The organism is Kistimonas ophiarachnellae (assembly GCF_057552235.1).
Window position 1 is genome coordinate 36,297 of sequence record NZ_BAAJPA010000019.1, and the last position, 23,964, is coordinate 60,260.

Below are 23,964 nucleotides of genomic sequence, written 5' to 3' on the forward strand. Positions count from 1 at the left end.
CTACACGACAGTAGCATCATACGTCGCGTATCGGGTACGACGTTGACGTAGATCAGCTCGGGTACTGTCCGATGCATTCGCACGCCTGCACGATTCCAAAGTCACCTGAAAAAAAACCGGCGCATGGGCGCGGGTGTGAGTTGGCGGTGACGAAGGGATGCAATCATCTTCAAACTCAGGTGACACATGTCAATGAGCATCAAAACCACCTCGACTATCTGCCCGTTCTGCGGTACGGGTTGCGGTCTTGGCTTGCGCACGGAGGGTCAGCAGATCATCGGTGTTGAGCCGGTCCGGAACCATCCTGTCAGCAAGGGACGTCTCTGCTCTAAGGGTTGGAACAGCGCCTTTGGCGTTGACCGGCAGAACCGGATTACCACACCGCTGATCAAGGAAAACGGCAGCTTCCGGAAAGCTTCCTGGGAGGAAGCCGTTAGCCTGATTCATGAGCAGTTCAGTTACCACATGGAAGAGCATGGCCCGACCTCGGTGGGTGCGATCAGCTGTGCCCGGGCGAGTAACGAAGACAATTACGCCATCCAGAAATTTACTCGCGCGGTACTGAAAACCAACAATATCGATCACTGTGCCCGTATCTGTCACAGCCCGTCGGTAGCAGGGCTTGCGCGGACGCTGGGTTCTGGCGCCATGACCAACAGTATTGGCGATATTGAAAAGGCTGATGTCGTGGTCGTGTTCGGCTGTGACCCGACCGAAAGTCACTGCATCATTGGCAGCGAGATTATCCGGGCGAAGGAGCGCGGGGCATTGTTGCTGGTCGTGGATCCCCGCAAGACCCGGCTGGCCGGTCTGGCGGATGTCCACCTGCAGTTGCGCCTGGGGTCAAACGTGGCGCTGCTCAATGGCCTGCTGAATATCATTTTTGAGAAAGGCTGGGAAAACAAGGCGTTCCTTGATGAGCATTGCCAGCATCTGGACTTGCTCAAATCCAATGTCAAAGAATATCCGCCGGAAGTGGTCAGCCGTATTACCGGGGTGCCGGAGGATCAGCTGGTCCAGGCGGCGCGCATCTACAGCCATGCACGGGCGGCATTTCTCGCTTACGGCATGGGTGTAACCCAGTATGTCAGTGGCACCAACAATGTGATGGCCATCTCCAACCTGGCGCTGAGTTGTGGTCAGGTGGGGCGTCCCGGTACCGGTATTAACCCGTTGCGTGGCCAGAACAATGTGCAGGGTGCCTGTGACATGGGCGCACTGCCGGGCGTTTATCCGGGTTACCAGTCCACGGATGATCCGGCCATGCGGGAAAAATTCAGTCGCGCCTGGGGTTGTGAGGTCGCAGATAAGCCCGGCATGACATCGTTGGGCATGAATGAGGCGACCCTGTCCGGTCAGTTCCACGCCATGATGATTTTCGGGGAAGACCCGGTGGTGACTGATCCGGATCAGAACCAGGTTGCCAAGGTACTTAACCGTCTGGATTTTCTGGTTGTAGTTGAAATGGCGATGACTGAAACCGCCCGGTTTGCGGATGTCATCCTGCCAGCCGCCAGCTTTGCCGAGAAAGATGGCACATTCACTAACTGCGAGCGTCGTGTTCAGCGTATCCGCAAGGCCATTGAACCGATTGGTGACTGCCTGCCTGACTGGCAAATCATTGGCAAACTGGCCCGCGCGTTCGGGGCTGAAGGGTTTGACTGGCTGTCTGCCGAAGCGGTGTTTGATGAATTTTCCGCGCTCATGCCGATTTACAGCCGGATGAGTTATCCGCGTCTGGAGCAGCACGGTGGACTCCAGTGGCCCTGCGACAGTCGTTCGCCTGATGGCACGGCGATTCTCCACCAGAAAAGTTTCCCGAACGGCAAGGCCCGGCTGATGCCGCTGCATTACCTGCCGCCGGCAGAAAACCCGGATGCCGAATACCCTTACTTCCTGACTACCATCCGTCTGCACTTCCACTACGGCTGTGGCTCAATGACCCGCAAGTCGCCGCTGCTGGAACGTGAAACGCCCATGGGCTTGCTGTTCATGAGTCCTCAGGATGCGACCAACCAGGGCTTGTTCAACAATGCCCCGGTGGGTGTCCGTTCCCGCCGTGGCTATGTGGAAACCCGCGTAGTGATTACCGATCAGTTGCCGCCGGGTCTGGTCAGTATGCCTTACCACTTTGATGATACGCCGTCGAACCAGCTGACCAACGATGCCCAGGATCCGGTGACCCGGATGCCGGAACTCAAGGCCTGTGCCGTACGGGTTGAACCGCTGGATCCGGCTGAACGTCCGAAACCGATCCAGGTATTGCGTGAACAGGGAGATTGCCATGTACGTTTATGAGCTGGAGCGCCCCGAACATCTGCGTGACTGGCTGTTGATGCGCTACCGGGTCATGCAGCCGGTGCACGATGCCACCGGCAACGGCAGCTGGCAGGAAGTCGTCAGTGGTGATGTGACCCCGTTTGATCCGGCCCTGCGTCCGGTGATGTCGCCCAAATCGATGTTTTTTGCGGAGCGGGAACATCTGTTCGAATTCGACGGTGAGACATTCCGGTCTTCCCGGCCGGCTTCTGAGCCGCAGGTCCTGTTCGGGATGAAAGCCTGTGATCTCACGGCGCTGGCGTATCAGGATCTGCATTTCCAGGATGATCCTTATTACCAGGCTCGCCGCAAGGATACCCTGCTGGTGGGTATCGATTGCAGCAGTCCCTGTGAAAACGGGTTCTGCAGCACGGTTGATGCGGGCCCCTTGGTGGATGAAGCCAGGGCTGACCTGATTCTGGCGCCTATGCCCAGCATTGGCGGCGATCAACCCGGCTGGTGGTTAATCTGCGCCAGCCCGGCAGGTCAGGCCGCGGTTGACGGTATGAACCTGACACCGGCGGATTCCCACTGGCGCTACTGGCGTGATATGAACGGTGAGCATGCCCGGGCGGCGTTCCCGAATGACACCTATATCATCAATGGCATCCAGCGCATCAACGCCCGCGCGATTCCGGACGATGTCTGGGACAGCCTGGCGCGCAAGTGTCTGGGCTGTTCCGGCTGTAGCCAGACCTGCCCAACCTGCAGCTGTTATGCCACGCGGGATATCAAGACTGACAAGGGCTTTTACCGTGAGCGTTTCCACGATTCCTGCCTGATGGAAGGCTTCCAGCGTGAAGCCAGTGGCGCTAACCCGACCTCGGCGGCTGGCCGTCGCGTCGCCCGTTACTGGTACCACAAGTTCTCTGGCGACTTTGTTCGCAAGATGGGGCGGTTTGGCTGTGTCGGTTGTGGCCGCTGTGAAACCACCTGTCCCGGATCTATTGGAGTACATTCAGTCATGGAGAAGATTGCTCATGTTTGATTTAACCCCTGTCGCTGTTCGGCTGGTGGATCGTTATTCAGACGGCGAGGAAATTGATCATTTCACCTTTGAACCGGTGGCGGTTGAGGGAGTACTGCCCAGCGTGGCCAATCCTGCCCAGGTAAGTCCCGGTCAGTTCTTTATGCTGACCGTGCCGGGCAAGGGCGAAGCCGCGTTTACCTATGCCGGTATGCCCGATGAAAATGGCCGCTTCCATGCGCTGATCCGCCAGATCGGCAAGCTGACCGACGCGCTTTTTACCTGTCAGCCCGGTGATGTCCTTGGTGCCCGTGGTCCGTTTGGCAAAGGCTGGCCGGATCTGACCGGACGTCGGGTGCTGGTGATTGCCGGTGGCTGTGGTCTGGCGCCGGTGGCAGCGGAGATCGATGCGCTGACGGCGCAGGGCTCGGCTCCTGTGGTCTACTTCAGTGCCCGCAGCGAAGCCATGCTGGTGATGCGCCAGGAACGGGAGAAATGGCGGGAAACCTGCCGCCTCTATGAAGCCGTGGACAACCAGGAAGGCGCCAGTCGGGATTACCTGAAAGGGCGTGAGCTGATGAGCAACCTGGATCGTATCCAGGCAGAGGATGGCCCGTTTGATGATGTCATCTGCTGCGGTCCGGAAGGAATGATGGAAGCGGTCTGCAAGTACCTGACCGGGCAGGGATATCCCGCCGAGCATATCTGGCTGTCACTGGAACGCCGTATGCATTGTGGCGTTGGGCTTTGTGGCCACTGTTATGTGGCGAATGACCTGGTCTGTGTCGATGGTCCCACCTATCGCTGGGATCAGTTGGGTGAACTCGTCGTAAAAGAGAAGTCCGTTAAACCGCCCCGGGAGCCAGTCGGCATGGGGCATGCGGATGTCGGCGAGTGTTGCGGTCACTGCGTTTAACGACAGTTCCCCCTTCAGAACGTCGGCCTTACCCGGTCGACGTTCTTTGGTCTGGGCAGGTTTAGAACCGCTTGCGGCCTCCCGGACCGCCACGACCACGGTCATTCTTACTCCGTTCAGTCGCAATACTGACCCGCATATCACGCCCATTCAATGCCTGACCATCCAGGGTGAGTGCTGCCTGGGCTGCATCTTCGGTACTGTAAGTCACGAAAGCAAATCCCCGGGAACGGCCTGACTCATGATCTGTGATGACGCGGGCTTCTTCAATGGTGCCGAAGGGGCTGAAGGCTTCCATAAGCTCTTTATCGGTGACGGAAAAATCCAGGTTGCCGACAAACAGTTTTTTTCTCTGCATGTAATTCTCTCCAATGACGTAGGTTATCTTGACTCTCGACCTGCAAAATAACGGACGCCATAAGAGGCAGGCCTTTTGGGGTAAAAGTTAAGATGTGTTTGCACATACAGTGGGTTGGACAAGCTTTGTCGATGTTTGGTTCCTCAGGTGTTTTTGGCACCTTGTGAGTGAGGGATTTATTCATTGAATACCGTTACTACCCGGTTTGAATCATTGCTAAGGGAGTTTTTATTGCTTTCTGTTATGACAAGGTGGATGTTGGGGGCACGCTTAAACAGCTCGCTGGCTGTGGTTTCAGGCGGTTTGATAAAGAGCACTGGGGTATTCTGTCTATCAATGCTGTATCCATTATTCGACAACACTTAACCGCGTGTACGCTATCTGACAGCAGCAGGGTTAGTCTGGCTTGCTGCTGGTTTTATGATGTTCCCGGCTTGAATGCTTGTGATCATGCATCCTGGTTTTGTGATGGTGTTCTGATTCTGAACCGTGGTCTGCCACAGGGTGCTTGTGTTCCTCGTCATCGCCGTATCGGCGCTCCATTTGCTCCTGCAGGCCGACGGATGTTTTATGTGCTTTATCGGACATAATGTTCCTGCCCTGTGACTGACTGACCTGTCGGTCATGAGGCCGACAGGGGGGAGTATAGTTGCCAATTCCGGACACGGGTAAACGTCGGGATGCTGGGTTAACAGCCGATTTTTGCTGTAACGCCATTAAACATGGGTCAAATTGTTGCGGTAATCATCACGGAAGACCGGTATTCTTTATGCACAAAAATATGAACAACAGTTTGATGTGACTGTTGTCTGAACAGACTGCATGGATTGGGCATGACAATAAAAAAGATCCTGTTGCCGGTCATCATTCTGGCTGTCTTCTTTCTCGGCGCACTGCTGCTGGCGGCGTACCAGCCTGACCGGCAAGACAAGGCTGCCGCTCCCCCGGATGTCCTGGTTGAAACTCAGGCTTTGCGCATTGAAACCGTACAGGTACAGATTGAGAGCCAGGGTACGGTGCAGCCTTCGACTGAAACCACATTAGTGTCAGAAGTCTCAGGTCTTGTGACTGAGCTTTCACCGGTGTTTGTTGCGGGTGGGGTTTTCCGGCAGGGGGATCTGTTGATCCGGCTCGATCCCCTGGATTATGCCGTATCCGTGCGGCAGGCTGAGGCGGCACTGGCGGCCAGCCAGGCGCGTCTGACGGAAGAGCAGGCGCGTCGCCGGGCGGAGGCCGCTAACTGGCGACAGTCCGGACGACCACTGGCCGATGCACCACCGTTACTGTTGAGAGAGCCGTTTATTGCCGAGGCGGAAGCAAATGTGAAAGCTGCACAGGCTGAGCTGGACAAGGCCCGGCTCTATCTGGCTAAAACGGAGATACGTGCCCCCTACGATGGAATGGTCAAGAGCCGTCAGGCGGATATTGGCCAGTATGTGTCACCGGGTACGCCATTGGGGGTTACCTTCGCAACAGAAATTGCGGAAATTCGCCTGCCAGTGACGGCCAGTCATCTGCCGCTGTTGGACATTCCGCCTTTTGGCAGTATCTCAAATGGTCCTGCAGTGACATTGACGGCACAGTTTGGCGCCCAGGCCGTCCAGTGGTCGGGGGAGATTGTGCGTAGTGAGGGTGTTGTTGAAGGCACAACACGGATGCATGTGCTGGTCGCCGAAGTTCACGATCCCTACGGTATACAAGATAGTGACAGCCTCATGCCATTGAAGGCAGGTCTCTTTGTCAGGGCATCTATTGCTGGCAGGCCGCTGGACAATGTTCAGGCGGTTCCCCGTTCCCTGATACGGCGAAATAATGAAGTGCTGGTGGCCGTCAACGGTCAGATGCGCCTGCGTAAGGTTAACGTCCGGTATGCTTCTGCCGGAATGGCATACGTTGACAGTGGTTTCAATATCGGCGACCGGCTGATCACCACGGTACTGGAAGATCCCCTGGAAGGAACGCCTGTCATCGACAGCCGTCAACCGGACAGGGCGGGCGAGGGCTAGTCGGTGAGCAGTCAATCCTATGAACGAGAGGGCGTCATTGCCTGGTTTACCCGCAATCCGGTGGCCGCCAACCTGCTGATGCTGATCATTGTTGTGGCAGGGGTGGCAGCTGCCTTCAGCATCAAGAAGCGTACCTTTCCCGATTTTGAGATCAATAAAATCCAGGTGGTGATTGATTATCCGGGCGCATCTCCCGGCGATGTTGAGCAGGGAATCAGCATACGGGTTGAAGAGGCGCTCAATGGCATAGTCGGTATCAAGGATATTGAGTCCATTGCCCGCGAAGGGGGCGGTGTGACCCTCGTTGATGTGGAGTCCGGTTTTGAGGTTGATGACATCCTCACTGATGTTGAGCAAGCCGTTGACGGGATTACCGGACTGCCCGAAGAAACGGAAAAGCCACTGATCAGCAAGGTCGAGAACGACCGGATGAACAATGTTATCTGGTTGTCAGTCTATGGTGACGCCAGTGCCTGGTCGCTGCACCAGGTGGCGGTGCAGGTGCGTGATGACCTGCTGGCATTGCCGGAAGTCAGCAAGGTGAAAGTGTTTGGTGATGATGACCTGATTGTCGCCATTGAGGTCTCGGAACATACCTTGCGCGAGTATCGCCTCACCTTTGCCGAGATTGCCCGTGCCGTGCGTGGCGATTCGGTGGATATTGCCGCCGGTTCCGTGGAAACACCGGATGGGGATATTGTTCTGCGTACCCGTGGCCAGGCCTGGTCGCCGGCAGACTATGGACGCATCATCCTGCGCTCGAATCCGGATGGTAGCCGTTTGCGGCTCGGAGATATTGCCGATATTCGGGAGGAGTTTGACAGTGATGATTCGTTATCACTGTTTAATGGCAAGCCGTCGATCAGCCTGAATGTCCTGTCCGCCGGGGATGGGGATGATATTGCGACATCTGCTGCAGTGAGTCGCTGGGTGGATGAGCACCGTAATCAGCTGCCGCAGGGGGTCGATGTTGCTGTCTGGGGTGACAGTGCCTACTACCTCAAGGGGCGCCTGGACATGATGCTTGAAAATATGCTGGCAGGCGCCTTGCTGGTGTTCCTGGTCTTGAGCCTGTTCCTGCGTATCCGGGTCGCTTTCTGGGTAATAATAGGGATTCCGGTCAGTTTCCTGGGCGCCATCTGGCTGATGCCAGTGGGGCCGTTTCCGGTGTTTGTAAACCTGATAAGCCTGTTCGCATTCATTCTTGTGCTGGGGATTGTCGTTGATGACGCCATCATCATTGGGGAAAGTGTGTTCACGGAGATCGGGAAGCAGGGACATACCATTGACAGTGTCATTGTCGGGGTGAACCGGGTGGTCGTACCGGCCATGTTTGGCGTTTTGACGACCATCGCCGCCTTTGCCCCGGTATTAACCGTGGGTGGTCAGGCAGGTCCCTTTTTTGAATCCATTGGGGTGGTTGTCATTCTGTGTCTGCTGTTTTCGCTGGTGGAATCCAAGTTGATTCTGCCGGCTCATCTGGCGCATATGAAACGTTTGCCCGCAGCGGGTGATGATACCGGCTGGGTCAGCCGGTTGCAGGATCGCTTCAGCCAGATCCTTCAATCATTTGTCTCCCGTGTCTATCGACCCTGTCTGGAAAAGGCCCTTGTTCATCGCTACGCGACCATTGCTGTGTTTGTGGGATTGTTGATGCTGACGGTCGGCGCCATGAAGGGGGGGCTGGTGCGGTTTGTGTTCTTTCCCGAAGTGCCGAGTGATTTTCTGGAAGTCACCGTCAAGATGAATCCCGGAACAGCCCCTGAGGTCAGAAACCAGACGCTGGAAAAACTGCAGGCGGCGATTCATGCGTTGGACAGTGACTACCGCGATGAACATCCGGACAGCCTCGGTTTGATTAAGCATGTGCTGATTTTCACCGATGGCGACACCGTGGGGCAGGTGGTTGTGGAAATGACCAAGGCTGAAGGGCGCACGCTGGATGCCTACGAAATATCCGATCTCTGGCGAGTGCAGGTGGGCGAGCTGCCGGGGGTCAGGGTGCTGGATATCAAGGCGGGTGAAAATGCCGGCGGCGGAAAACCACTGTTTTTCCAGTTGCATGGTGATAATTATCCGCAACTGCAGGCAGCGGCCCGTGAGCTGGAGCAGTATCTCCGGATGACCGACGGGGTGCACAGTATTGAGAATTCGTTTGAGTCCGGTCGTGATGAAATTATCCTTTCCCTTAAACCCGGCGCGCGTTCGCTGGGCCTGAGTCTCGCGGACCTGGGGGGGCAGATTCGCCAGGGGTTTTATGGTGAGGAAGTCGAGCGATTTCAGCGCTACAGTGATGAAATCCGTGTTCTGCTGCGCTACCCGGAAGCAGAGCGCAAGACGCTGGCACAGCTCGAGAGTGTGCGCATCAGAACCGCGAATGGTGATGCCGTACCGCTGGAAGAGGTGGCAGTGCTGGAACGCGGTCAGGGTTACGCGTCGATCCGGCGCCTGGATGGCAAGCGCAGCATTGCAGTCAGTGCCGATGTGGATACATCCCGCCTTGAGCCGGCTACGGTGATTAATGCTATCAACGACACATTCATGCCTGGGCTGCTGAAGCGGTATCCGGGTATCGAGCACGGGCTTGAAGGCGCCAGCCTGGAGGAGCAGAAAACACTGGGTAAATTGTCTCAGGCGGGTTTGCTGGCTCTGTTCATGATCTATGCGTTGATTGCCATTCCACTGCGTTCCTACACGCAGCCTTTTATTATCATGTCCATCATCCCGTTTGGTTTGATCGGGGCAGTGTTTGGGCATGGTGTCCTGGGACTGAATCTCAGCATGCTGTCGATTTACGGGCTGATAGCGCTGGCCGGCGTACTGGTGAATGACAGTCTGATTCTGGTCGATTTTATTAACCGGGGACGTCATGCCGGAATGTTGCTGCGTGAGGCGGTTCTGGAGGCGGGCGCCAGTCGTTTCAGGGCCATCATTCTAACGTCGCTGACAACCTTCCTGGGGCTGGTGCCCATCCTGCTTGAGAAAAGTCTGCAGGCGCAGTTTGTCATACCGATGGCGGTATCACTGGGCTTCGGGATTCTTTTTGCTACCGTTATCACGCTGTTCCTGATCCCCGCGTTGTATATGATGCTGGATGACCTGGCGGTTGTCCGGCAACGTGTGTGGCGACGGCCTGCTGCAGCCGTATCCGCTGAAGGTTGAGTGTCATCAGGATCGGGGTGGGTCGGAACCGGTGCTTTCCGTTTTCCGCCGCATCGACGGGGCTCCTGCCCCGCGATGCTACAGCGGCATCCATGCCGCTGCTGCAAACGAAAAGCACCGGTCCCGACATCGGGCTGCATGAGTGATGATGGGTTTTTATTTGGGTTTGTCCATTGTGGGGTGATGCTATGAACAGTGCGCTGGAAAATCTGCAGGAACATTTTCGTAAGATTCATCGGCTGTCCCATCTTGCCGCCATGGCGCAGTGGGATCAGGCTGCCATGATGCCACCCGGTGGCAACCAGGCGCGCAGTGAAGCCATGGCCGAACTGGCCGTGATTATTCATCGGGAAAAGACGAATCCCCAGGTGGGCGACTGGTTGGATCAGGCTGACAATGAAGTGTCAGACGATGACAGCAGGGCCTCATTGCGTGAGATGCGGCGTGTCTGGCAACAGGCAACCGTGATGCCGGAAGCACTGGTTCAGGCCAAAAGCCTGGCGGGCAGCACCTGTGAACATGCCTGGCGCACCCAGCGCAAGGAGAATGACTGGCAGGGATTTGCCGCCAACCTGGAAACAGTGGTTAAACTGTCCAGGGAAGAAGCGCAGATCCGCGCAGATAGCACAGGCTGTTCACCCTATGACGCGTTGCTTGAATTGTATGAACCCGGTATGTGCAGTGCTGAATTGGATCGTATCTTTTCAGACGTCAAGACCTGGTTGCCGTCCTTGATCCAGACAGTCTGTGAGCAGCAGAAGCAGGATGTGGTACTGACACCTGCCGGGCCTTTTTCGATAGAAAAACAGGCCGCTCTGGGGCGTAAGGTCATGACCCTGCTGGGGTTTGATTTTAATCACGGCCGTCTTGATGTCAGTGTCCACCCGTTTTGTGGAGGTGTGCCCGAAGATGTGCGCATTACCACACGCTATAGTGAGGCTGATTTTACCCAGGCATTGATGGGAATTATCCATGAAACCGGTCATGCCCGTTATGAGCAGAACCGGCCTGCAGCAACACTGGGTTTGCCGGTCAGTCAGTATCGCTCCATGGGTATTCATGAAAGTCAGAGCCTGTTTTTTGAAATGCAGCTGGGGCGCAGTCCGGCTTTTCTTGCGTATATTAAGCCCTGGATTGTTGAATCACTGGATAAGAAAGGTGATTGTGCGTTTGAACTCGATAACCTTTGTCGTATTTATAACCGGGTCAAGCCGGGTTTTATCCGGGTGGATGCGGATGAAGTGACTTACCCTGCCCATGTCATTTTACGTTATGAGATTGAGCGGGATCTGGTTGAGGGACGCATTGAAGTCAGTGATATCCCGGCACTTTGGGACGAGAAGATGCAGGCGTCGTTAGGACTGGATACCCAGGGCAACTACCGGGATGGTTGCATGCAGGATATTCACTGGACGGATGGCTCGTTTGGTTATTTTCCCAGTTACACCCTCGGAGCGATGGTTGCAGCACAATTGTTTGCCGCATTGCGCCAGCAACTTCCAGATGTTGATGAACAGATCCGTCAGGGTGAGCTTCAGGCGATTTTCGGCTGGCTTCGAACGGCCATCTGGCAGAAGGGATCGAGGCTGGAAACCGATGCACTGATTCGTGCGGCAACCGGTGAGTCGCTTAATCCGGTGCATTTCCGTCAGCATCTGGAGCAGCGTTATTTGCACGGTGTTTAATGACCATATCATGGTTCTGATTGGAATCGGCTGAAGTACTCCGACAACATGGCGATCTCCTGGTCAGACAGTCGGTAGGCCATAACATTCATGACAGGGTTTTTTAACGCTCCGCTGCGGTAGTTTCGCAGCTTGGAGGCCAGCAAGTCTGCTGGCTGACCGGCAAGTTTTGGACCTTTCATGGCGGGATTTCCCTGGCCCTTTGTACCATGACAGCTGGCGCAGCCCTTGGTCTGCACGAGTACCTGGAGTTGCTCCAGTGACAGTGTCGCAGGCGATGGGCTGTCGGCGGTCACCGATCGTGCCATGATGGCAAGAAGGCTCAGGAGAATGTACGACCCTGGTTTCATTAGCGACTCCAGATGCAGTCCTTGCGGTTGAATAGGGGTGCCACCTGACTGGCATTATACTGGAATAACACGATCGACTGACCCCCCATGGAGGTGGTTGCCATGAGCGACAATGCGGCAGGGAATGGAAAAACGGTTTTGGTGACTGGGGCAACCGGCTTTATTGGTCGGTTTCTGGTACCTGAATTGCTGGCAGGAGGCTGGAAGGTCATTGTGTATGCGCGCCCTCCGGTGGAGCGGGTCATCAAATTACTGGGGGCATCGGTCAGCGTGGTGTTGTCACTGGAAGAGTTGCAGGAGCAGCCTGAGATTGACGCCTGTATCAACCTGGCGGGTGAGGGGATTTTCAACCGGCGATGGACCGCTGCGCGAAAGCAGGTATTGATGGATAGTCGTATCGGCGTTACCCGGCAGCTAAAAGAGTGTTTTGAACGGCTGGACACCAAACCGGACGTTTTGATCAGCGGTTCTGCTATCGGTTATTACGGTATGCATGGTGGGGACGTGAATCTTGCCGAGCAGGATCGGCCTGGTGATGATTTTGCGGCGGATCTCTGCCGGCAATGGGAAAAGGAAGCCCGGCAGATGGAAATTATGGGGGTAAGAGTCTGCCTGCTTCGTACGGGTATAGTGCTTCATCCGGGCTATGGCGCCTTGGCCAAAATGCTGCCGCCGTTCCGGTTGGGTTTGGGCGGGCGGATGGGTGATGGCCGGCAGGTGGTTTCCTGGATTCATGTACGCGACATGGTCAGCATTATTTTGTTTCTCCTCGAAAATAAATCGCTTACAGGCCCATTCAATGCCACTGCCCCCCGCGCGGTCACAAATGAAGAGCTTTCACGCACGCTGGCGTCTACTCTGCATCGCCCCTGTCTCTTGCCAATGCCTGGTCCTGCACTTGAGATAATGCTTGGGGAGTCCGCTTCGCTGCTTCTGGGGGGGCAACGGGTGATCCCGGCGAAGCTGGTGGAGCATGGCTTTAACTTTGCTTTCCCAACGCTTGATAGTGCGCTGGCGGACCTGTTGGCCCGCTGATGTGTTATTTGTCTTGTGTTGTGTGATAAAGCCGGTTGAAAAGTCGGGTGCAGTTACGGTCGGTCAGGCGATAGAGGCTGGCGGGTCGATTGCTGCCCCGGCGTTTAAGACCGCTGTCTTCCAGTAGATTGCCTGCCAGGAAGCGGTTGCGAATGGAGCGCATCGGAGGTGCTTTGCCCAGAATGATTCGGAAGACGTCCTGGATGTCGGCCAATGTGAACAGTTCTGGCAGAAGATAAAGAGGAATGGTCGTATATTGTATTTTGCTCTGCAGTCGTTGTACGGCTTCTTCAACCAGTTCCGCATGATCATACGATAAAGGGCAGGCGGGGCGGTCATCCAGAATGTCACACCATTGTGCAGGTTGGCTGTCACTGGTCGCCGCGTCTGCGCTGAGCAGAGCGCAGTAAACAACAGTTAACGACCATCCCCGGGAGTCCCGGTAATGATTGCCAATGGAAACGACTTGTTCCAGGTAGCCGGGGTCGGCATGAATCAGTGAGTGTATTTGCCGACGAGCGGCGTCGTCCAGTTCCTTATCGAGTTCAGGCTTGATCTTGCCTGCAGGCAATGCCGGTTTCACCGCAGGTGACTGTTCATCTGGCTGACGGGTCAGAACCTGCAGTTTTCCTTCATGTATCCTGAATGCCGCCACGTCAACGGAAATCAACGCCGTCGACACTGACATAGCAGTGGTTGTCCTTTCTGTAGGCATGTATCTCTCTATTAACGTCAGCCTGTATAAACCGTTTCGTCAGTATACCTGTCCCCTGTTATCTTGACAGGTTAGTGAACTATATTCACTATGTTAGTGAATATAGTTCACTATGTGATCAGGTGGTTATGCGGCAATTGGGATGTAAAGAACGGGTGGCAGCCTTTGATGTGGATGCGCAGAAGTGCTTTACACCGCTTTGTCCGCACGAATTACCTGTGCCCGAGGGGCACCTGATTATGGAGGAGCTCAACCGCCAGGCGGATTTTGCCCGGTATCGTATTGGGTCAAAAGATGCCCATTCGCCATCGGCTGTCTGGATAGCGGACGCTGAGCGACCGGTACTGTCACCGGTCGAGGGTGATAATGTGGATGTCCGCTGGCCCGTTCACGCGGTGCCGGGTACGGTGGGCTTCGAGTTACTGGACGGCCTGCCTGCGGTTGCTGCCTATGATTTCTTTGTCTGGAAAGGGGTGGAGCCGGATATGCACCCCTACGGCGCCTGTTACCATGACCTCGCTGAACAGCGCAGTACCGGGGTCATTGAGTTCCTGCGACAGCACCGGGTTGAAACCGTGCTGGTCGGGGGGCTGGCGCTGGATTACTGTGTTCGGACCACGGTACTGCAGCTGTTGAAAGCCGGTTTTCGTGTCATTGTGAACCGTGCAGCCTGTCGTGGCCTGGCCCAGGCGTCAACGGAACCTGCCTGCAGGGAGATGGTAGCCGCTGGTGCTGAATTTATTGATTCTGTCAGTGATCTGGTTGGTGTTGATGGCTGACGGTATCGGTTTTTTGTGATTCTAAAAGAGCAGATCGTTGTATGACCGGACCGGTTATTTCGTCGTTACTGGATACGGATTTTTACAAGTTCACCATGCAGCAGGCGATTTTTCATCATTACCCTGACGCCCTGGTGGAAGCCCGCTTTCATTGCCGTACCAACACAAACCTGGCGTCCCTGGCTGACCGTATACGTGAAGAAGTGGCTGCACTGGCGGATCTGCGTCTCACGGATGATGAGCGGCAATGGATGAAAGCGACAGGGCTGTTTCAGGATGATTATCTGCATTACCTGCAGTCAACGCAGCTTGATCCGGAGTGTGTGACGGTGCGTGCCGGCTCACAGGGGCTGGCAATTGATGTTCGTGGCAGCTGGCTGGAAATCACCCTTTTTGAAATCTACATCCTGGCGATTGTCAGTGAGTTGTATGGCCGTTATCTCAGTCCGGTCATGAACCTGGATGAGGGGCGTCGCCGTTTGGCTGATAAGCTCGATCAGCTGCGTTTCGCCGCTAATAAGCCGGAATTCGACGGTTTCAGTTTCGTGGATTTTGGCACCCGCCGACGTTTCAGTGGCGCCTGGCAGCGCGAGTTGATTGCCTGCCTTGCCGAGTCGGTGCCCGCCCAGTTTACCGGTACCAGTAATGTTATGCTGGCCCGGGAATTTGGTTTGCGGCCCGTTGGTACCATGGCCCATGAATGGCTGCAGGCGCATCAGGCGCTGACCGCCGACCTGGGGTCAAGTCAGAAGCAGGCTCTGAAAGTCTGGCTGGAGGAGTACCGGGGTGAACTGGGAATTGCGTTGACTGATACCATCAATATGGATGCTTTCCTGAATGACTTTAACCGTGGGCTGGCCCAGGCCTATCAGGGAATGCGTCACGACTCGGGCGACCCCATTGTGTGGGGTGAAAAGGCAATTGCCCATTATGAGTCGCTGGGCATTGATCCTGCTACCCGGACACTGGTGTTCAGTGATGGTCTGAATCTCGATATGGCGTTGCGTATATTCTGCCACTTTCGCGACCGGATTCGGGTCAGCTTTGGTATTGGTACCTGGCTGACCAATGACGTCGGTGCCTCGGCCCTGAGTATTGTGCTGAAACTGGTGAGCTGCAATGGACAGCCTGTGGCGAAAATTTCGGATGCGCCAGGTAAGACGTTGTGCCTTGACCAGGGGTACATTGCCCAGCTGCGCCATGTCTACGGGTTGTGCTGATTGGTAACTTCTGGCGTATCCCGCCGATGCGCTCCTGTTACCGGGGAGTAGCCTGCTCCCGGGAATCGCTGCCCTGCGAGTTCCCTGTAGCGTGATCGTCAACACACTTGGCCCGCATGGTCATGGCGATCGCGACCTGCCGGAACCTGTTTCAGGTTCCCGGGTTTGGCAAGACCGGAACGCAGTACCCTGAGCCTGAGGGCGGTGTGTTCCGTATCTGTCAGACTCGCCCTTCTGGATGTTTTCCTGGATGCACTGATAGTCTCGACGCTGGGTATGATGCTGGCTAATATTCCGGCGGTCTGGGCAGGCTGTCGGGCCGGTGATAATTTCCATCTGCAATGGGTGCGCTTTGTGGCGTCCGCACTCTTTATTGGTCTCGGTATTTTCAGCCTGTTGGGTTGAGAAACGGGTTGCAAACGGGCGTGCTTTCAGCGAGAATGCACCCCGCTGCCGACGAGCTCTCAGTCGGCATCTTTATGGCGGACCTTGCCGGTCCCCCCGCAATGAGCAGCTGTGAACTCCGCCAGGCCCGGAAGGGAGCAACGGTAGCAGTGCGCGCATGTGCCGGGGTGTGGCTGGTAGGGGACGCCTCCAATCTCCAAAGCTTCCCACTATTTACCTTTGTCTTGCTGCCAGCGATTTCATGCGGTGGTTTCGTGCATTCCCGGTGCATCTTCAGTTAGCATATAGCGTTACGTGGTCTGAGTGTCTTCCTGTTACGGTTGTGGCATGACCTGTCGTCTTTTGTCGTGAATCGATGAGAGGGAGTGGCAGGTTGGCTGACACGTGAAGCCCTGGCCGGAATTGTCCCTGGAGTAATGAACAGCCAATGAGTTATCAGGTACTTGCCCGAAAGTGGCGCCCCCGTACCTTCAAGGAGCTGGTAGGGCAGGTGCATGTCCTGCAGGCGCTGATCAATGCCCTTGACAGTGGTCGGCTCCACCATGCCTATCTGTTTACCGGTACCCGGGGGGTGGGGAAAACAACCATTGCCCGGATCCTGGCCAAGTGCCTGAACTGCGAGACCGGCGTGACGTCGGAGCCCTGCGGTCAGTGCTCCGCCTGTCGCGAGATTGATGAAGGGCGGTTTGTCGACCTTATTGAAGTGGATGCGGCTTCCCGTACCAAGGTGGAAGATACCCGCGAACTGCTGGATAACGTCCAGTATGCACCCACCCGGGGCCGCTTCAAGATCTACCTGATCGACGAAGTCCATATGCTCTCCCAGCACAGCTTCAATGCGCTGCTGAAAACGCTGGAGGAGCCGCCTCCCCATGTAAAATTCCTGTTGGCGACAACAGATCCGCAAAAGCTGCCTATTACCATTTTGTCGCGCTGTCTGCAGTTCAGTCTGAAGAATATGTCGCCGGAGAAAGTGGTCGGACACCTTCAGGAAGTACTTGACAAGGAAGGTGTCAGTTACGAATCGGCGGCCCTGTGGCAGCTGGGGCGTGCCGCAGACGGCAGTATGCGTGACGCGCTCAGCCTGACGGATCAGGCCATTGCTTTCTGTGATAACACGATCACCGAACAGGGCGTCAGCGCCATGCTTGGTACTATCGATCGGAGTCAGGTGCTGAATGTGGTTTCGGCACTGGCCACGGGAGAAGCTGCAGGTGTGCTGGGTACGGTGGCCGGTCTGGCCGAGCATGGGCCTGATTATGCTTCTGTCCTGGCGGATATGCTGTCTGTTCTGCACCGGGTGGCCATTGCCCAGGCAGTGCCGGATGCGGTTGATAACAGCCAGGGTGACCGGGATACAGTGTTGTCACTGGCGCGTCAGATGACGTCGGAAGATGTTCAGCTTTACTACCAGTCCGGCTTGATTGGACGGCGTGATCTACCGCTATCGCCAGACCCTCGTACCGGGTTTGAGATGGTGCTTTTGCGCATGCTGGCATTCCGTCCTGATGGTGTGCCGGTGGCGCCGGTTCAACCGTTACAGCAGGGGCGGATGCCTTCAGGGCAGGCCGATGGCAGTCCTGCGGTTTCCCAGCCTGAGCAAGGGGAGCGTGAAGAGCCTGAGCCTGCGGATAAACGTGCCGCGAAAACGCCTGCCCCGATACCGGTTGAGCCTGTAGCACCTGTTATCGCTAATGCCGATGTGTTTAATGCGCTGGCGGCTGAATCGCTGGAGCAGGATCAGGTGCTGGAACAACCTGCTGTTATTGATGATGCCGTAACCGCAGATGCGGAGCCATTACCGGAGCCCCCGCCGCCAGAACCCGTGGTAAGTTCAACGCTGCAGGAGGTTGTAGTTACTGAATCTGTTGGTAAGGCCGAAGATGCCGGGGCGAAGTATGATGCACAGGCTTGTGAAGTCGAAGATCCGCTGCCACCGACAACCGAGCGATTGCCCGTATCAGCCTTAACGCCAGACAGCTGGATTGCTGTTTTTCAGGAGTTACCGCTGGCTGGTGTGACCCGGACCATCGCTTCGTATTGCCTGCTGGATGCCGTAGAGGGTCATCGCCTGACGATGGTGCTTGACCAGAATCACGATACCTTATACAACGACACTCATCGTCTACGGATGGAAGCGGCGCTCAGTGAATACTTTGGAACCGGTATTGTTCTGACAGTTTCACCGGGTGAGGTAAATCGTGAAACACCTGCAGCCTGGCGCGAACGGCGCCGACAGGAACGGCAGCAGGAAGCCGTGAACAGTATTTATGCCGATGAACGGGTACAGACGCTGGTTAACACGTTCTCAGGCACCATTCTTGATCATACAATTGAACCGGTAGACTGAATGCTTGCCGGTCATTAAACGACGAAGTACAGATTTCAGACCTGCAGATAGGGGCAGGTTGGTCACTATGAGGTGGATATGTTGAAAGGTGGTATGGGCAACCTGATGAAGCAGGCTCAGCAGATGCAGGAGCAGCTGCAGAAAATGCAGGAAGAGCTGGCCAATGCCGAAGTACAGGGTGAATCCGGTGCGGGTCTGGTACAGGTGGTTATGAATGGGCGTCACGATGTTCGTCGTGTGACCATTGATCCCAGCCTGATGACCGAAGAAAAGGAAATGCTGGAAGACCTGCTGGCGGCGGCGGTGAACGACGCTGTACGTAAGCTGGAAAAGAACCAGCAGGCGCGAATGGCTGAACTGACCGGTGGTATGGGGTTGCCAGCCGGTTTCAAGATGCCTTTCTGAGACACGGTACACTATGTCATTCAGCCCGTTAATTGTTCGTTTGATGGAAACACTGCGCTGCCTGCCCGGTGTCGGACCCAAAAGCGCCCAGCGGATGGCAATGCATCTTCTGGAGCGTGACCGGGAGGGTGCGCTGGCGCTGGCAGAGACACTGCAGGCCGCCGTGGAAGGCGTTGGGCGCTGTAAACGATGCCGGACGCTGGCGGAGACAGAACTTTGTACCATCTGCGCCAGCAGCTCCCGTGATCAGCGTCTGCTTTGTGTGGTTGAAACGCCTGCTGATGTCCTGGCCATCGAACAGGCGGGGAGTTACCGCGGATACTACTTTGTCCTTATGGGGCATTTGTCGCCCATCGATGGCATTGGCCCCGGTGATATTGGTGCGCCAGAGCTGCTTAATCTGTTGGATGAGATTGAGGTCGAGGAAGTGATCCTGGCGACCAATCCGACCGTCGAAGGTGAGGCGACAGCCCATTACCTGGCGGACCAGGTGCGTCGTCGTGGCCTGAAAGTGTCGCGGATCGCCCATGGCGTGCCATTGGGCGGGGAGTTGGAGTATGTTGATGGTGGTACGCTGGCACATGCCTTTGCCGGCCGTCGTGAAGTGACTGCCTGAATACAAAGGTCCGGTTGTCCATTCCGATGGATTAACCGGACTGTTTTCCCGATCAGTTGTTATTTTCCTTACTGATGCTTTTCAGCATTGCACTTACCTTGACCATTTCCAGACTTTCTTCAGCGGTTGTGGGGGCGACGTTACTCGCCTGCGTCAGCAGTTGTGAAATTTTGTCTGTCTCTTCATTGCCATACAGCCGATTCAGGGCCACGCTGTACTCCAGGGGGATCACCGGGGGCAGTGGGGTGTGATTCATAGCCTGATTAAACCACTTCAGCATGGTTTTCTCGCTGGCCCCATACGTCATCCTGCCAACCAGTTTTCCGGCTTTGTCAATAATGCCTGCATGTACAGCGCCAAGTGCCGCTGCACCGAAGAGGTGGTCAGGTTGCTGTGACATTAAACGTTCAAGGTCTGATTTCATGGGGCGGGTATAACCGGTTGTCAGGGCTTCACTCAAACCCAGGTCTTCGGCGATACGTGCCTTGGCGTAGGCATTGCTGAACAGCACGTAATGGGTTGCAGGGCGGTAATCACGCATACTGTCTGAGAGGCTGATCACTTCGCGCAGGAGGTCATGCTTTTCCTGGGGTGATCTGGCCAGGTGCTGGGCATAGATACATTGTGCATAGAGTGCCGGGATATAGCCGGCAGGTCCCAGTTGCATGCCGAGTTGTTTGGCGTCCTGGAATCGTCCCTCAAACAGTGCCCGCCAGGCATTCTGAAGCAGTGAGGCATAACGTTGGTATTGTGTATCAGTGAGGGTGTCGGAATCACTCGTCTTGCTATCAGGGCTATCAATTTTTCTTAATGCGGCAGTAATGATGTTCGCCAATTCCGGATAGCTGTTCACCATCGCCTTTAGATAGCTGGCATCCGGGAAGGGTTCGTTGATCCCGACCGTTAAGCGGGGCCAGTGTTGTTGGAGTTGCTCGCCGCTGTAATCATATTGAGGCAACTCGGAGGGATAGCTGGCCCAGGTGTTGTCGGCCTGCGTAAAGGGCGACAGTGTTGCCAGGAGAATCAGCACAATGATCGGCAGTCTACGCATTACCCGTCCTTTGTCTTTTGAATAGGGTTGTTATACCAATCGTGCTTTCTAACGCCGTCAAATATCCCGGCTTCCCGGTAATACTGGGCAAATCCCAGGGTTTTGAAAGAACGATTGGTATTAGATGATAAGTAACTGTTTGCGCATAATGCTGGGGAATGGTAACAGACCGCTGAACGTTCAGATTGGCTTTCCTGACAGACCGTTACCGGCAATCGGTCACGGTCTGCCAGGATGGTGCAGAGACTATTGGTGAATCGTAACGCTATTGATCGTGATCGTTTCAGCAGGAACGTTAGCGTGAGGGCCTTTGCGGGTCGTACGGGCCTTGCCGATCTTTTCCACCACGTTCATGCCGTCAATGACTTCACCAAAAACGGTATAGCCGGGTTGGGACGCTGTGCCATCCAGGTAGTTGTTATCGACCAGGTTAATGAAAAACTGGCTGGTGGCACTGTCAGGATTGCTGGTTCTGGCCATGGCGATGGTGCCCCTTCGGTTGGACAGTCCATTGCCAGATTCATTGCGTATGGGTTTGTGTGTCTGCTTGCGGCCCATGTCCGGTGTCATACCGCCACCCTGGATCATAAAGTTGGCAATGACGCGGTGGAAAATGGTGCCATCATAAAATCCATCGTTGGCATATTTCAGAAAATTGCGAACCGTTTCAGGTGAATGCTGTTTATCCAGGTTAAGGGTGATGACGCCCTGATCTGTATTGATATCAACAATTACACTCCTGGTCTGGGGCGTGGGTGTTGTCGAGGTTGATGCTGGAGTGCTGGCGTGGCTGGTACCGGCGACCAGTAAAAACAGTGTGCACAGGCAGGTTATCAGGCGGTGATGCATGGCAAGTATCCATTGTGGTTAGGTGTGCGTTGTCTGTTCCTGCACTGCTCAGGCAAGGCAGGCATGAATTATTCCTGTGGGTCCAGCGTAATGTGGCTGGTGTCGGGAGCAGGTGGAGGCTCGTCATCTGACGGATCGACAAGATAACCGGATTGTGGACGCAGGCTGATATTGCTGGTATCCGGTACATCGTAGTCAGGTTCCTGTTTTTTATCCTGAACGTTCGCACCGGCCGGGGCTACCGTAATGCCTGCATCGGGTACGTTAATTTCGGTGTGGTCAGAACGGCTGGCGGCCTGCCCCGAGCTGGTAGCAGACTCCGTTGACGGAGTGTTTTGGGGCGCAGGCGTTTCCTCGGCATGTTTTTGTCGTAACTGGCAAATGGCGCCGGATTTTTTCAATGCTGCCAGGTATTTCCTGGCAGTCGTTTCATCCAGTCCGCTTTTCAGTACGACGGTTTTTCCGGAAAACAGTTTATCAACCTGGGCAGGGTTCGCCTTGAACAGGGCGGCGACATTTTTGCGTACCTGCGCCTCCTCCAGGCTGTCGTCAATCTCGCCGGAGAATATCAGGTCGTAAGTGGCAGTCATAGGCTGGTCCGTTGTTTTGGCGCGGTAGATACCACGGCGCCCTGTGTCATGTTTTCGCAATATTCTACTGCTAATTTTCTTACCAGTTAAAACCCGTGAATGCAATAAAACGGACGACAGGGGAGTACGGAAAACATGGTGCGTTTACTGCTGCTTATTGTCTTTATGACGGGGGCTGCATCCCTTTCAGCCAGTGATCAGGTGAACAGGGGGCTGTTTGTTGATCCTCCTGAACTACTGTTCACTCTTCAAGGCTCTAATACGATCGGTGCGCGTCTGGCGCCGGAACTGGTTCGCGACTGGCTACTTGAGCGCGGTTTGCAGCAGGCACACATCCAGACGACAGCGGTAGAAAATGAGCAGCGGATTATTGCCCGGCACGCCAGCGGTCGTGAGGTAGTGGTTCAGGTCAAGGCGCATGGCAGCTCCAGTGGCTTCAAGGCAATGCTGGCCGGTGAAGCGGATATGGCGGCTTCTTCACGACCCATCAAGAAAAAAGAACGCCTGGCCCTGATCCGGTATGGTGATTTGATGTCGGCTGCGTCAGAGCACGTTGTTGGTATTGATGGTATCGCCGTGATCGTTCATCCGGATAACCCGTTAAAACACCTGAAAATTAACCAGGTGGCGCGGATCTTTGCCGGTGAGGTGACCAACTGGGCTGAATTAGGCGGAGAGAATCGGCCCATTGTTGTGCATGCCCGGGATGAGCGGTCAGGCACCTGGGATACGTTCCGTAAACTGGTTCTGGGCAAGCAGTGGCAGCTAATGCCTGATGCCCTGCGCTTTGAGTCAAACACCGGGCTTTCCGCGCGGGTGACTGATGAGCGAGGGGCGATTGGTTTCGTCAGTTTGAATACCATTGGTCGAGCCAAGGCGCTTGCGATGGCCAGTGGTGAAGCCCGTGCATTGTTGCCAGACAGATTGACGATAGCTACAGAAGATTACGCGCTGGCGCGTCGTCTCTTTCTGTACCTGCCCTCTGTTCGACCGAATCCCTATGCGCAGGATTTTCTGGCATTTGCCGTGAGTCAAACGGGGCAGCAGGCGGTGGACCATGTTGGCTACATTTCCCAGAATGTCACATCACTTGCGCCCAGGTTATCAGGAGAACCTGGCTATTACCGTGAGCAGGTCGGCAATCACTTTCGTTTGTCGGTGAACTTCCGTTTTTATGAAGGTAAGGCAAGGCTTGATAACAAGGCGCTTAAGGATATTGAACGGCTGGCGGCGTTCTTTAAAGAGCGGCCGGGTCGCTTGTTGCTGGTGGGCTTTGCGGAGACTAAAGGTTACAACCCCAATGCGAAATTATTGTCGCGCTTGCGGGGCAAGGTGGTAAGACAGGCCCTGATGCGTGAAGGTATTTCCCGTGCCCAGGTGGATGTGCTGGGTTATGGCGCTTACCTGCCTCTCACTGATCGACAGACTGACTTCGGTCGTATTAAAAACCGCAGGGTAGAAGTCTGGTACCGGCCTGTTTCAGGCCCGGATGTTGCCGGGCTGTAAGTTTGGCGTGTGAGAGGAATGACACGCGCGATGCAGCGGTAAGTTGTGTAGGGCGGGAATGGAGAATAGCGTCACCCATTCCCGTTCTCATTCAGTGCCTGCCGCCTTTTTTTTCGTCTGAGCTATGGAACAGCAGGTACATTTCGACCAGGATGTCGGGGAGCTGTTCGCACATGTCTTCGACCAGGTCCTGGTTGGCGCTGATATCGCGGAAATCCGGTTCATCACTGAATACACCGGAAATTGTCATCACCGGCAACAGCAGTTCCGCCACGGCCTGTTCGTCGCTATCCAGCCAATGCTCTTCGTGCTCGAAATGGGCTTCGATGAAACCGGTGCACCAGTCGGCCAGTGGTGAGTCCATGGGGGACTGGTTGGCGGCGACCTGGGCGGGAATGTCCAGTTCGTCGTCGTCACTGTTCAGTTGTCTGTCGATTTCAGCGCGTATGACGCGGATGCTGTTGAGGGCCTTCTCCTTTGCATCCTGGGAAGACGCATCGGTCAGTCCGGCAGTCATATAATTCAGTGCGGTTGAATCATCCACGGCGACGGGTCCGACAACCAGGCCGGTGAGGAAGCCGTGGGCGGAACAGTAATCCATGACATCTTCCTGCTGCTCGGTCTCGCGGTCGCCGGCCAATGTGGTCAGAAAGTCGGCCAGGTGCTGATGGTGCATGTCC

General features: G+C 55.5%; 22 protein-coding genes, 1 other RNA gene and 1 riboswitch. Of the genes, 15 read left to right on the plus strand and 8 right to left on the minus strand.

Annotation, left to right across the window (positions count from 1 at the left end):
- The first annotated feature begins 192 nt into the window (after nt 1–192).
- The 3 genes from fdhF to AC27K1_RS19430 are packed head-to-tail and all read left to right on the plus strand — an operon-like array spanning nt 193 to nt 4,202.
- Nucleotides 193–2,298 carry a formate dehydrogenase subunit alpha gene (gene fdhF / locus AC27K1_RS19420; protein WP_487152451.1) on the plus strand — a complete coding sequence of 702 codons (2,106 nt, stop codon included), beginning with the start codon at nt 193–195 and terminating at the stop codon, nt 2,296–2,298.
- Entirely contained in the window at nt 2,285–3,307 is a 1,023-nt protein-coding gene (locus tag AC27K1_RS19425) for a 4Fe-4S dicluster domain-containing protein (RefSeq protein WP_487152452.1), read from the plus strand. The genes fdhF and AC27K1_RS19425 overlap by 14 nt, the downstream gene beginning before the upstream one ends.
- Nucleotides 3,300–4,202 carry an iron-sulfur cluster-binding protein gene (locus tag AC27K1_RS19430; protein WP_487152453.1) on the plus strand — a complete coding sequence of 301 codons (903 nt, stop codon included), beginning with the start codon at nt 3,300–3,302 and terminating at the stop codon, nt 4,200–4,202. The genes AC27K1_RS19425 and AC27K1_RS19430 overlap by 8 nt, the downstream gene beginning before the upstream one ends.
- Before the next feature lie 61 nt (nt 4,203–4,263).
- Here the strand turns inward: AC27K1_RS19430 and AC27K1_RS19435 are convergent, their stop codons facing one another.
- The gene (locus AC27K1_RS19435) at nt 4,264–4,560 is read right to left on the minus strand and encodes an RNA recognition motif domain-containing protein (protein WP_487152454.1); all 297 of its coding nucleotides are present in this window, start codon (nt 4,558–4,560) and stop codon (nt 4,264–4,266) included.
- A gap of 396 nt (nt 4,561–4,956) precedes the next feature.
- A complete protein-coding gene (locus AC27K1_RS19440; protein WP_487152455.1) occupies nt 4,957–5,148 on the minus strand; it encodes a hypothetical protein in 192 nt (63 codons plus the stop codon).
- 245 nt (nt 5,149–5,393) lie between these two features.
- Here AC27K1_RS19440 and AC27K1_RS19445 point away from each other — a divergent pair, with 245 nt between their 5' ends.
- The 3 genes from AC27K1_RS19445 (at nt 5,394) to AC27K1_RS19455 (ending at nt 11,413) form a co-directional block, all read left to right on the plus strand.
- Entirely contained in the window at nt 5,394–6,566 is a 1,173-nt protein-coding gene (locus tag AC27K1_RS19445; protein WP_487152456.1) for an efflux RND transporter periplasmic adaptor subunit, read from the plus strand.
- A gap of 3 nt (nt 6,567–6,569) precedes the next feature.
- Entirely contained in the window at nt 6,570–9,728 is a 3,159-nt protein-coding gene (locus AC27K1_RS19450) for an efflux RND transporter permease subunit (protein WP_487152457.1), read from the plus strand.
- A 188-nt stretch (nt 9,729–9,916) separates the two neighbouring features.
- A complete protein-coding gene (locus tag AC27K1_RS19455; protein WP_487152458.1) occupies nt 9,917–11,413 on the plus strand; it encodes a carboxypeptidase M32 in 1,497 nt (498 codons plus the stop codon).
- 8 nt (nt 11,414–11,421) lie between these two features.
- On the opposite strand, the gene AC27K1_RS19460 is transcribed toward AC27K1_RS19455, so the two are convergent.
- Nucleotides 11,422–11,763: a c-type cytochrome gene (locus AC27K1_RS19460; protein WP_487152459.1), complete on the minus strand. Its 342-nt coding sequence runs from the start codon at nt 11,761–11,763 to the stop codon at nt 11,422–11,424.
- Nucleotides 11,764–11,865: 102 nt separating this feature from the next.
- On the opposite strand from AC27K1_RS19460, the gene AC27K1_RS19465 reads away from it, so the two are divergent.
- The gene (locus AC27K1_RS19465) at nt 11,866–12,798 is read left to right on the plus strand and encodes a TIGR01777 family oxidoreductase (protein ID WP_487152460.1); all 933 of its coding nucleotides are present in this window, start codon (nt 11,866–11,868) and stop codon (nt 12,796–12,798) included.
- 4 nt (nt 12,799–12,802) lie between these two features.
- On the opposite strand, the gene AC27K1_RS19470 is transcribed toward AC27K1_RS19465, so the two are convergent.
- Nucleotides 12,803–13,486 carry an NUDIX hydrolase gene (locus AC27K1_RS19470; RefSeq protein WP_487152461.1) on the minus strand — a complete coding sequence of 228 codons (684 nt, stop codon included), beginning with the start codon at nt 13,484–13,486 and terminating at the stop codon, nt 12,803–12,805.
- Between the two features lie 155 nt (nt 13,487–13,641).
- On the opposite strand from AC27K1_RS19470, the gene AC27K1_RS19475 reads away from it, so the two are divergent.
- From AC27K1_RS19475 to recR, 7 genes are all read left to right on the plus strand, one after another.
- A complete protein-coding gene (locus AC27K1_RS19475; protein WP_487152462.1) occupies nt 13,642–14,292 on the plus strand; it encodes an isochorismatase family protein in 651 nt (216 codons plus the stop codon).
- Nucleotides 14,293–14,333: 41 nt separating this feature from the next.
- A complete protein-coding gene (gene pncB / locus AC27K1_RS19480; RefSeq protein ID WP_487152463.1) occupies nt 14,334–15,512 on the plus strand; it encodes a nicotinate phosphoribosyltransferase in 1,179 nt (392 codons plus the stop codon).
- A 30-nt stretch (nt 15,513–15,542) separates the two neighbouring features.
- Nucleotides 15,543–15,671: riboswitch (yybP-ykoY riboswitch) on the plus strand.
- A gap of 6 nt (nt 15,672–15,677) precedes the next feature.
- Entirely contained in the window at nt 15,678–15,917 is a 240-nt protein-coding gene (locus tag AC27K1_RS19485; protein ID WP_487152464.1) for a hypothetical protein, read from the plus strand.
- Nucleotides 15,918–16,002: 85 nt separating this feature from the next.
- Nucleotides 16,003–16,099, plus strand: an RNA gene (gene ffs, locus AC27K1_RS19490) — signal recognition particle sRNA small type.
- 245 nt (nt 16,100–16,344) lie between these two features.
- The gene (dnaX, locus tag AC27K1_RS19495) at nt 16,345–18,267 is read left to right on the plus strand and encodes a DNA polymerase III subunit gamma/tau (RefSeq protein WP_487152465.1); all 1,923 of its coding nucleotides are present in this window, start codon (nt 16,345–16,347) and stop codon (nt 18,265–18,267) included.
- Between the two features lie 78 nt (nt 18,268–18,345).
- Entirely contained in the window at nt 18,346–18,672 is a 327-nt protein-coding gene (locus tag AC27K1_RS19500) for a YbaB/EbfC family nucleoid-associated protein (RefSeq protein WP_487152485.1), read from the plus strand.
- 13 nt (nt 18,673–18,685) lie between these two features.
- Nucleotides 18,686–19,288, plus strand: coding sequence for a recombination mediator RecR (recR, locus tag AC27K1_RS19505; RefSeq protein ID WP_487152466.1), 603 nt, complete (start codon nt 18,686–18,688; stop codon nt 19,286–19,288).
- 52 nt (nt 19,289–19,340) lie between these two features.
- Here recR and AC27K1_RS19510 read toward each other — a convergent pair whose 3' ends face one another.
- The 3 genes from AC27K1_RS19510 to AC27K1_RS19520 all read right to left on the minus strand — a co-directional run bounded on the left by AC27K1_RS19510 (nt 19,341) and on the right by AC27K1_RS19520 (nt 21,778).
- Nucleotides 19,341–20,339 (minus strand): hypothetical protein, encoded by a 999-nt coding sequence (locus tag AC27K1_RS19510; RefSeq protein ID WP_487152467.1) that lies wholly within the window; start codon nt 20,337–20,339, stop codon nt 19,341–19,343.
- A 246-nt stretch (nt 20,340–20,585) separates the two neighbouring features.
- Entirely contained in the window at nt 20,586–21,188 is a 603-nt protein-coding gene (locus AC27K1_RS19515; RefSeq protein WP_487152468.1) for a peptidylprolyl isomerase, read from the minus strand.
- A gap of 68 nt (nt 21,189–21,256) precedes the next feature.
- Nucleotides 21,257–21,778 (minus strand): hypothetical protein, encoded by a 522-nt coding sequence (locus tag AC27K1_RS19520; protein WP_487152469.1) that lies wholly within the window; start codon nt 21,776–21,778, stop codon nt 21,257–21,259.
- 135 nt (nt 21,779–21,913) lie between these two features.
- Here AC27K1_RS19520 and AC27K1_RS19525 point away from each other — a divergent pair, with 135 nt between their 5' ends.
- The gene (locus tag AC27K1_RS19525) at nt 21,914–23,284 is read left to right on the plus strand and encodes a substrate-binding domain-containing protein (protein WP_487152470.1); all 1,371 of its coding nucleotides are present in this window, start codon (nt 21,914–21,916) and stop codon (nt 23,282–23,284) included.
- A gap of 91 nt (nt 23,285–23,375) precedes the next feature.
- Here AC27K1_RS19525 and AC27K1_RS19530 read toward each other — a convergent pair whose 3' ends face one another.
- Complete coding sequence (locus AC27K1_RS19530) at nt 23,376–23,960, minus strand: YecA/YgfB family protein (protein ID WP_487152471.1); 585 nt, start codon at nt 23,958–23,960, stop codon at nt 23,376–23,378.
- Between the last annotated feature and the right edge of the window lie 4 nt (nt 23,961–23,964).

Bases quoted from the DNA above. Each gene is read 5' to 3' on its own strand.
- AC27K1_RS19470 (WP_487152461.1), bottom strand. From the start codon at position 13,486: ATGTCAGTGTCGACGGCGTTGATTTCCGTTGACGTGGCGGCATTCAGG.
- recR (WP_487152466.1), top strand. From the start codon at position 18,686: ATGTCATTCAGCCCGTTAATTGTTCGTTTGATGGAAACACTGCGCTGC.
- AC27K1_RS19475 (WP_487152462.1), top strand. From the start codon at position 13,642: ATGCGGCAATTGGGATGTAAAGAACGGGTGGCAGCCTTTGATGTGGAT.
- AC27K1_RS19425 (WP_487152452.1), top strand. From the start codon at position 2,285: ATGTACGTTTATGAGCTGGAGCGCCCCGAACATCTGCGTGACTGGCTG.
- AC27K1_RS19465 (WP_487152460.1), top strand. From the start codon at position 11,866: ATGAGCGACAATGCGGCAGGGAATGGAAAAACGGTTTTGGTGACTGGG.
- AC27K1_RS19430 (WP_487152453.1), top strand. From the start codon at position 3,300: ATGTTTGATTTAACCCCTGTCGCTGTTCGGCTGGTGGATCGTTATTCA.
- fdhF (WP_487152451.1), top strand. From the start codon at position 193: ATGAGCATCAAAACCACCTCGACTATCTGCCCGTTCTGCGGTACGGGT.
- AC27K1_RS19530 (WP_487152471.1), bottom strand. From the start codon at position 23,960: ATGCACCATCAGCACCTGGCCGACTTTCTGACCACATTGGCCGGCGAC.
- AC27K1_RS19445 (WP_487152456.1), top strand. From the start codon at position 5,394: ATGACAATAAAAAAGATCCTGTTGCCGGTCATCATTCTGGCTGTCTTC.
- AC27K1_RS19440 (WP_487152455.1), bottom strand. From the start codon at position 5,148: ATGTCCGATAAAGCACATAAAACATCCGTCGGCCTGCAGGAGCAAATG.
- dnaX (WP_487152465.1), top strand. From the start codon at position 16,345: ATGAGTTATCAGGTACTTGCCCGAAAGTGGCGCCCCCGTACCTTCAAG.
- AC27K1_RS19515 (WP_487152468.1), bottom strand. From the start codon at position 21,188: ATGCATCACCGCCTGATAACCTGCCTGTGCACACTGTTTTTACTGGTC.
- AC27K1_RS19455 (WP_487152458.1), top strand. From the start codon at position 9,917: ATGAACAGTGCGCTGGAAAATCTGCAGGAACATTTTCGTAAGATTCAT.
- AC27K1_RS19520 (WP_487152469.1), bottom strand. From the start codon at position 21,778: ATGACTGCCACTTACGACCTGATATTCTCCGGCGAGATTGACGACAGC.
- AC27K1_RS19510 (WP_487152467.1), bottom strand. From the start codon at position 20,339: ATGCGTAGACTGCCGATCATTGTGCTGATTCTCCTGGCAACACTGTCG.
- pncB (WP_487152463.1), top strand. From the start codon at position 14,334: ATGACCGGACCGGTTATTTCGTCGTTACTGGATACGGATTTTTACAAG.
- AC27K1_RS19435 (WP_487152454.1), bottom strand. From the start codon at position 4,560: ATGCAGAGAAAAAAACTGTTTGTCGGCAACCTGGATTTTTCCGTCACC.
- AC27K1_RS19525 (WP_487152470.1), top strand. From the start codon at position 21,914: ATGGTGCGTTTACTGCTGCTTATTGTCTTTATGACGGGGGCTGCATCC.
- AC27K1_RS19460 (WP_487152459.1), bottom strand. From the start codon at position 11,763: ATGAAACCAGGGTCGTACATTCTCCTGAGCCTTCTTGCCATCATGGCA.
- AC27K1_RS19500 (WP_487152485.1), top strand. From the start codon at position 18,346: ATGTTGAAAGGTGGTATGGGCAACCTGATGAAGCAGGCTCAGCAGATG.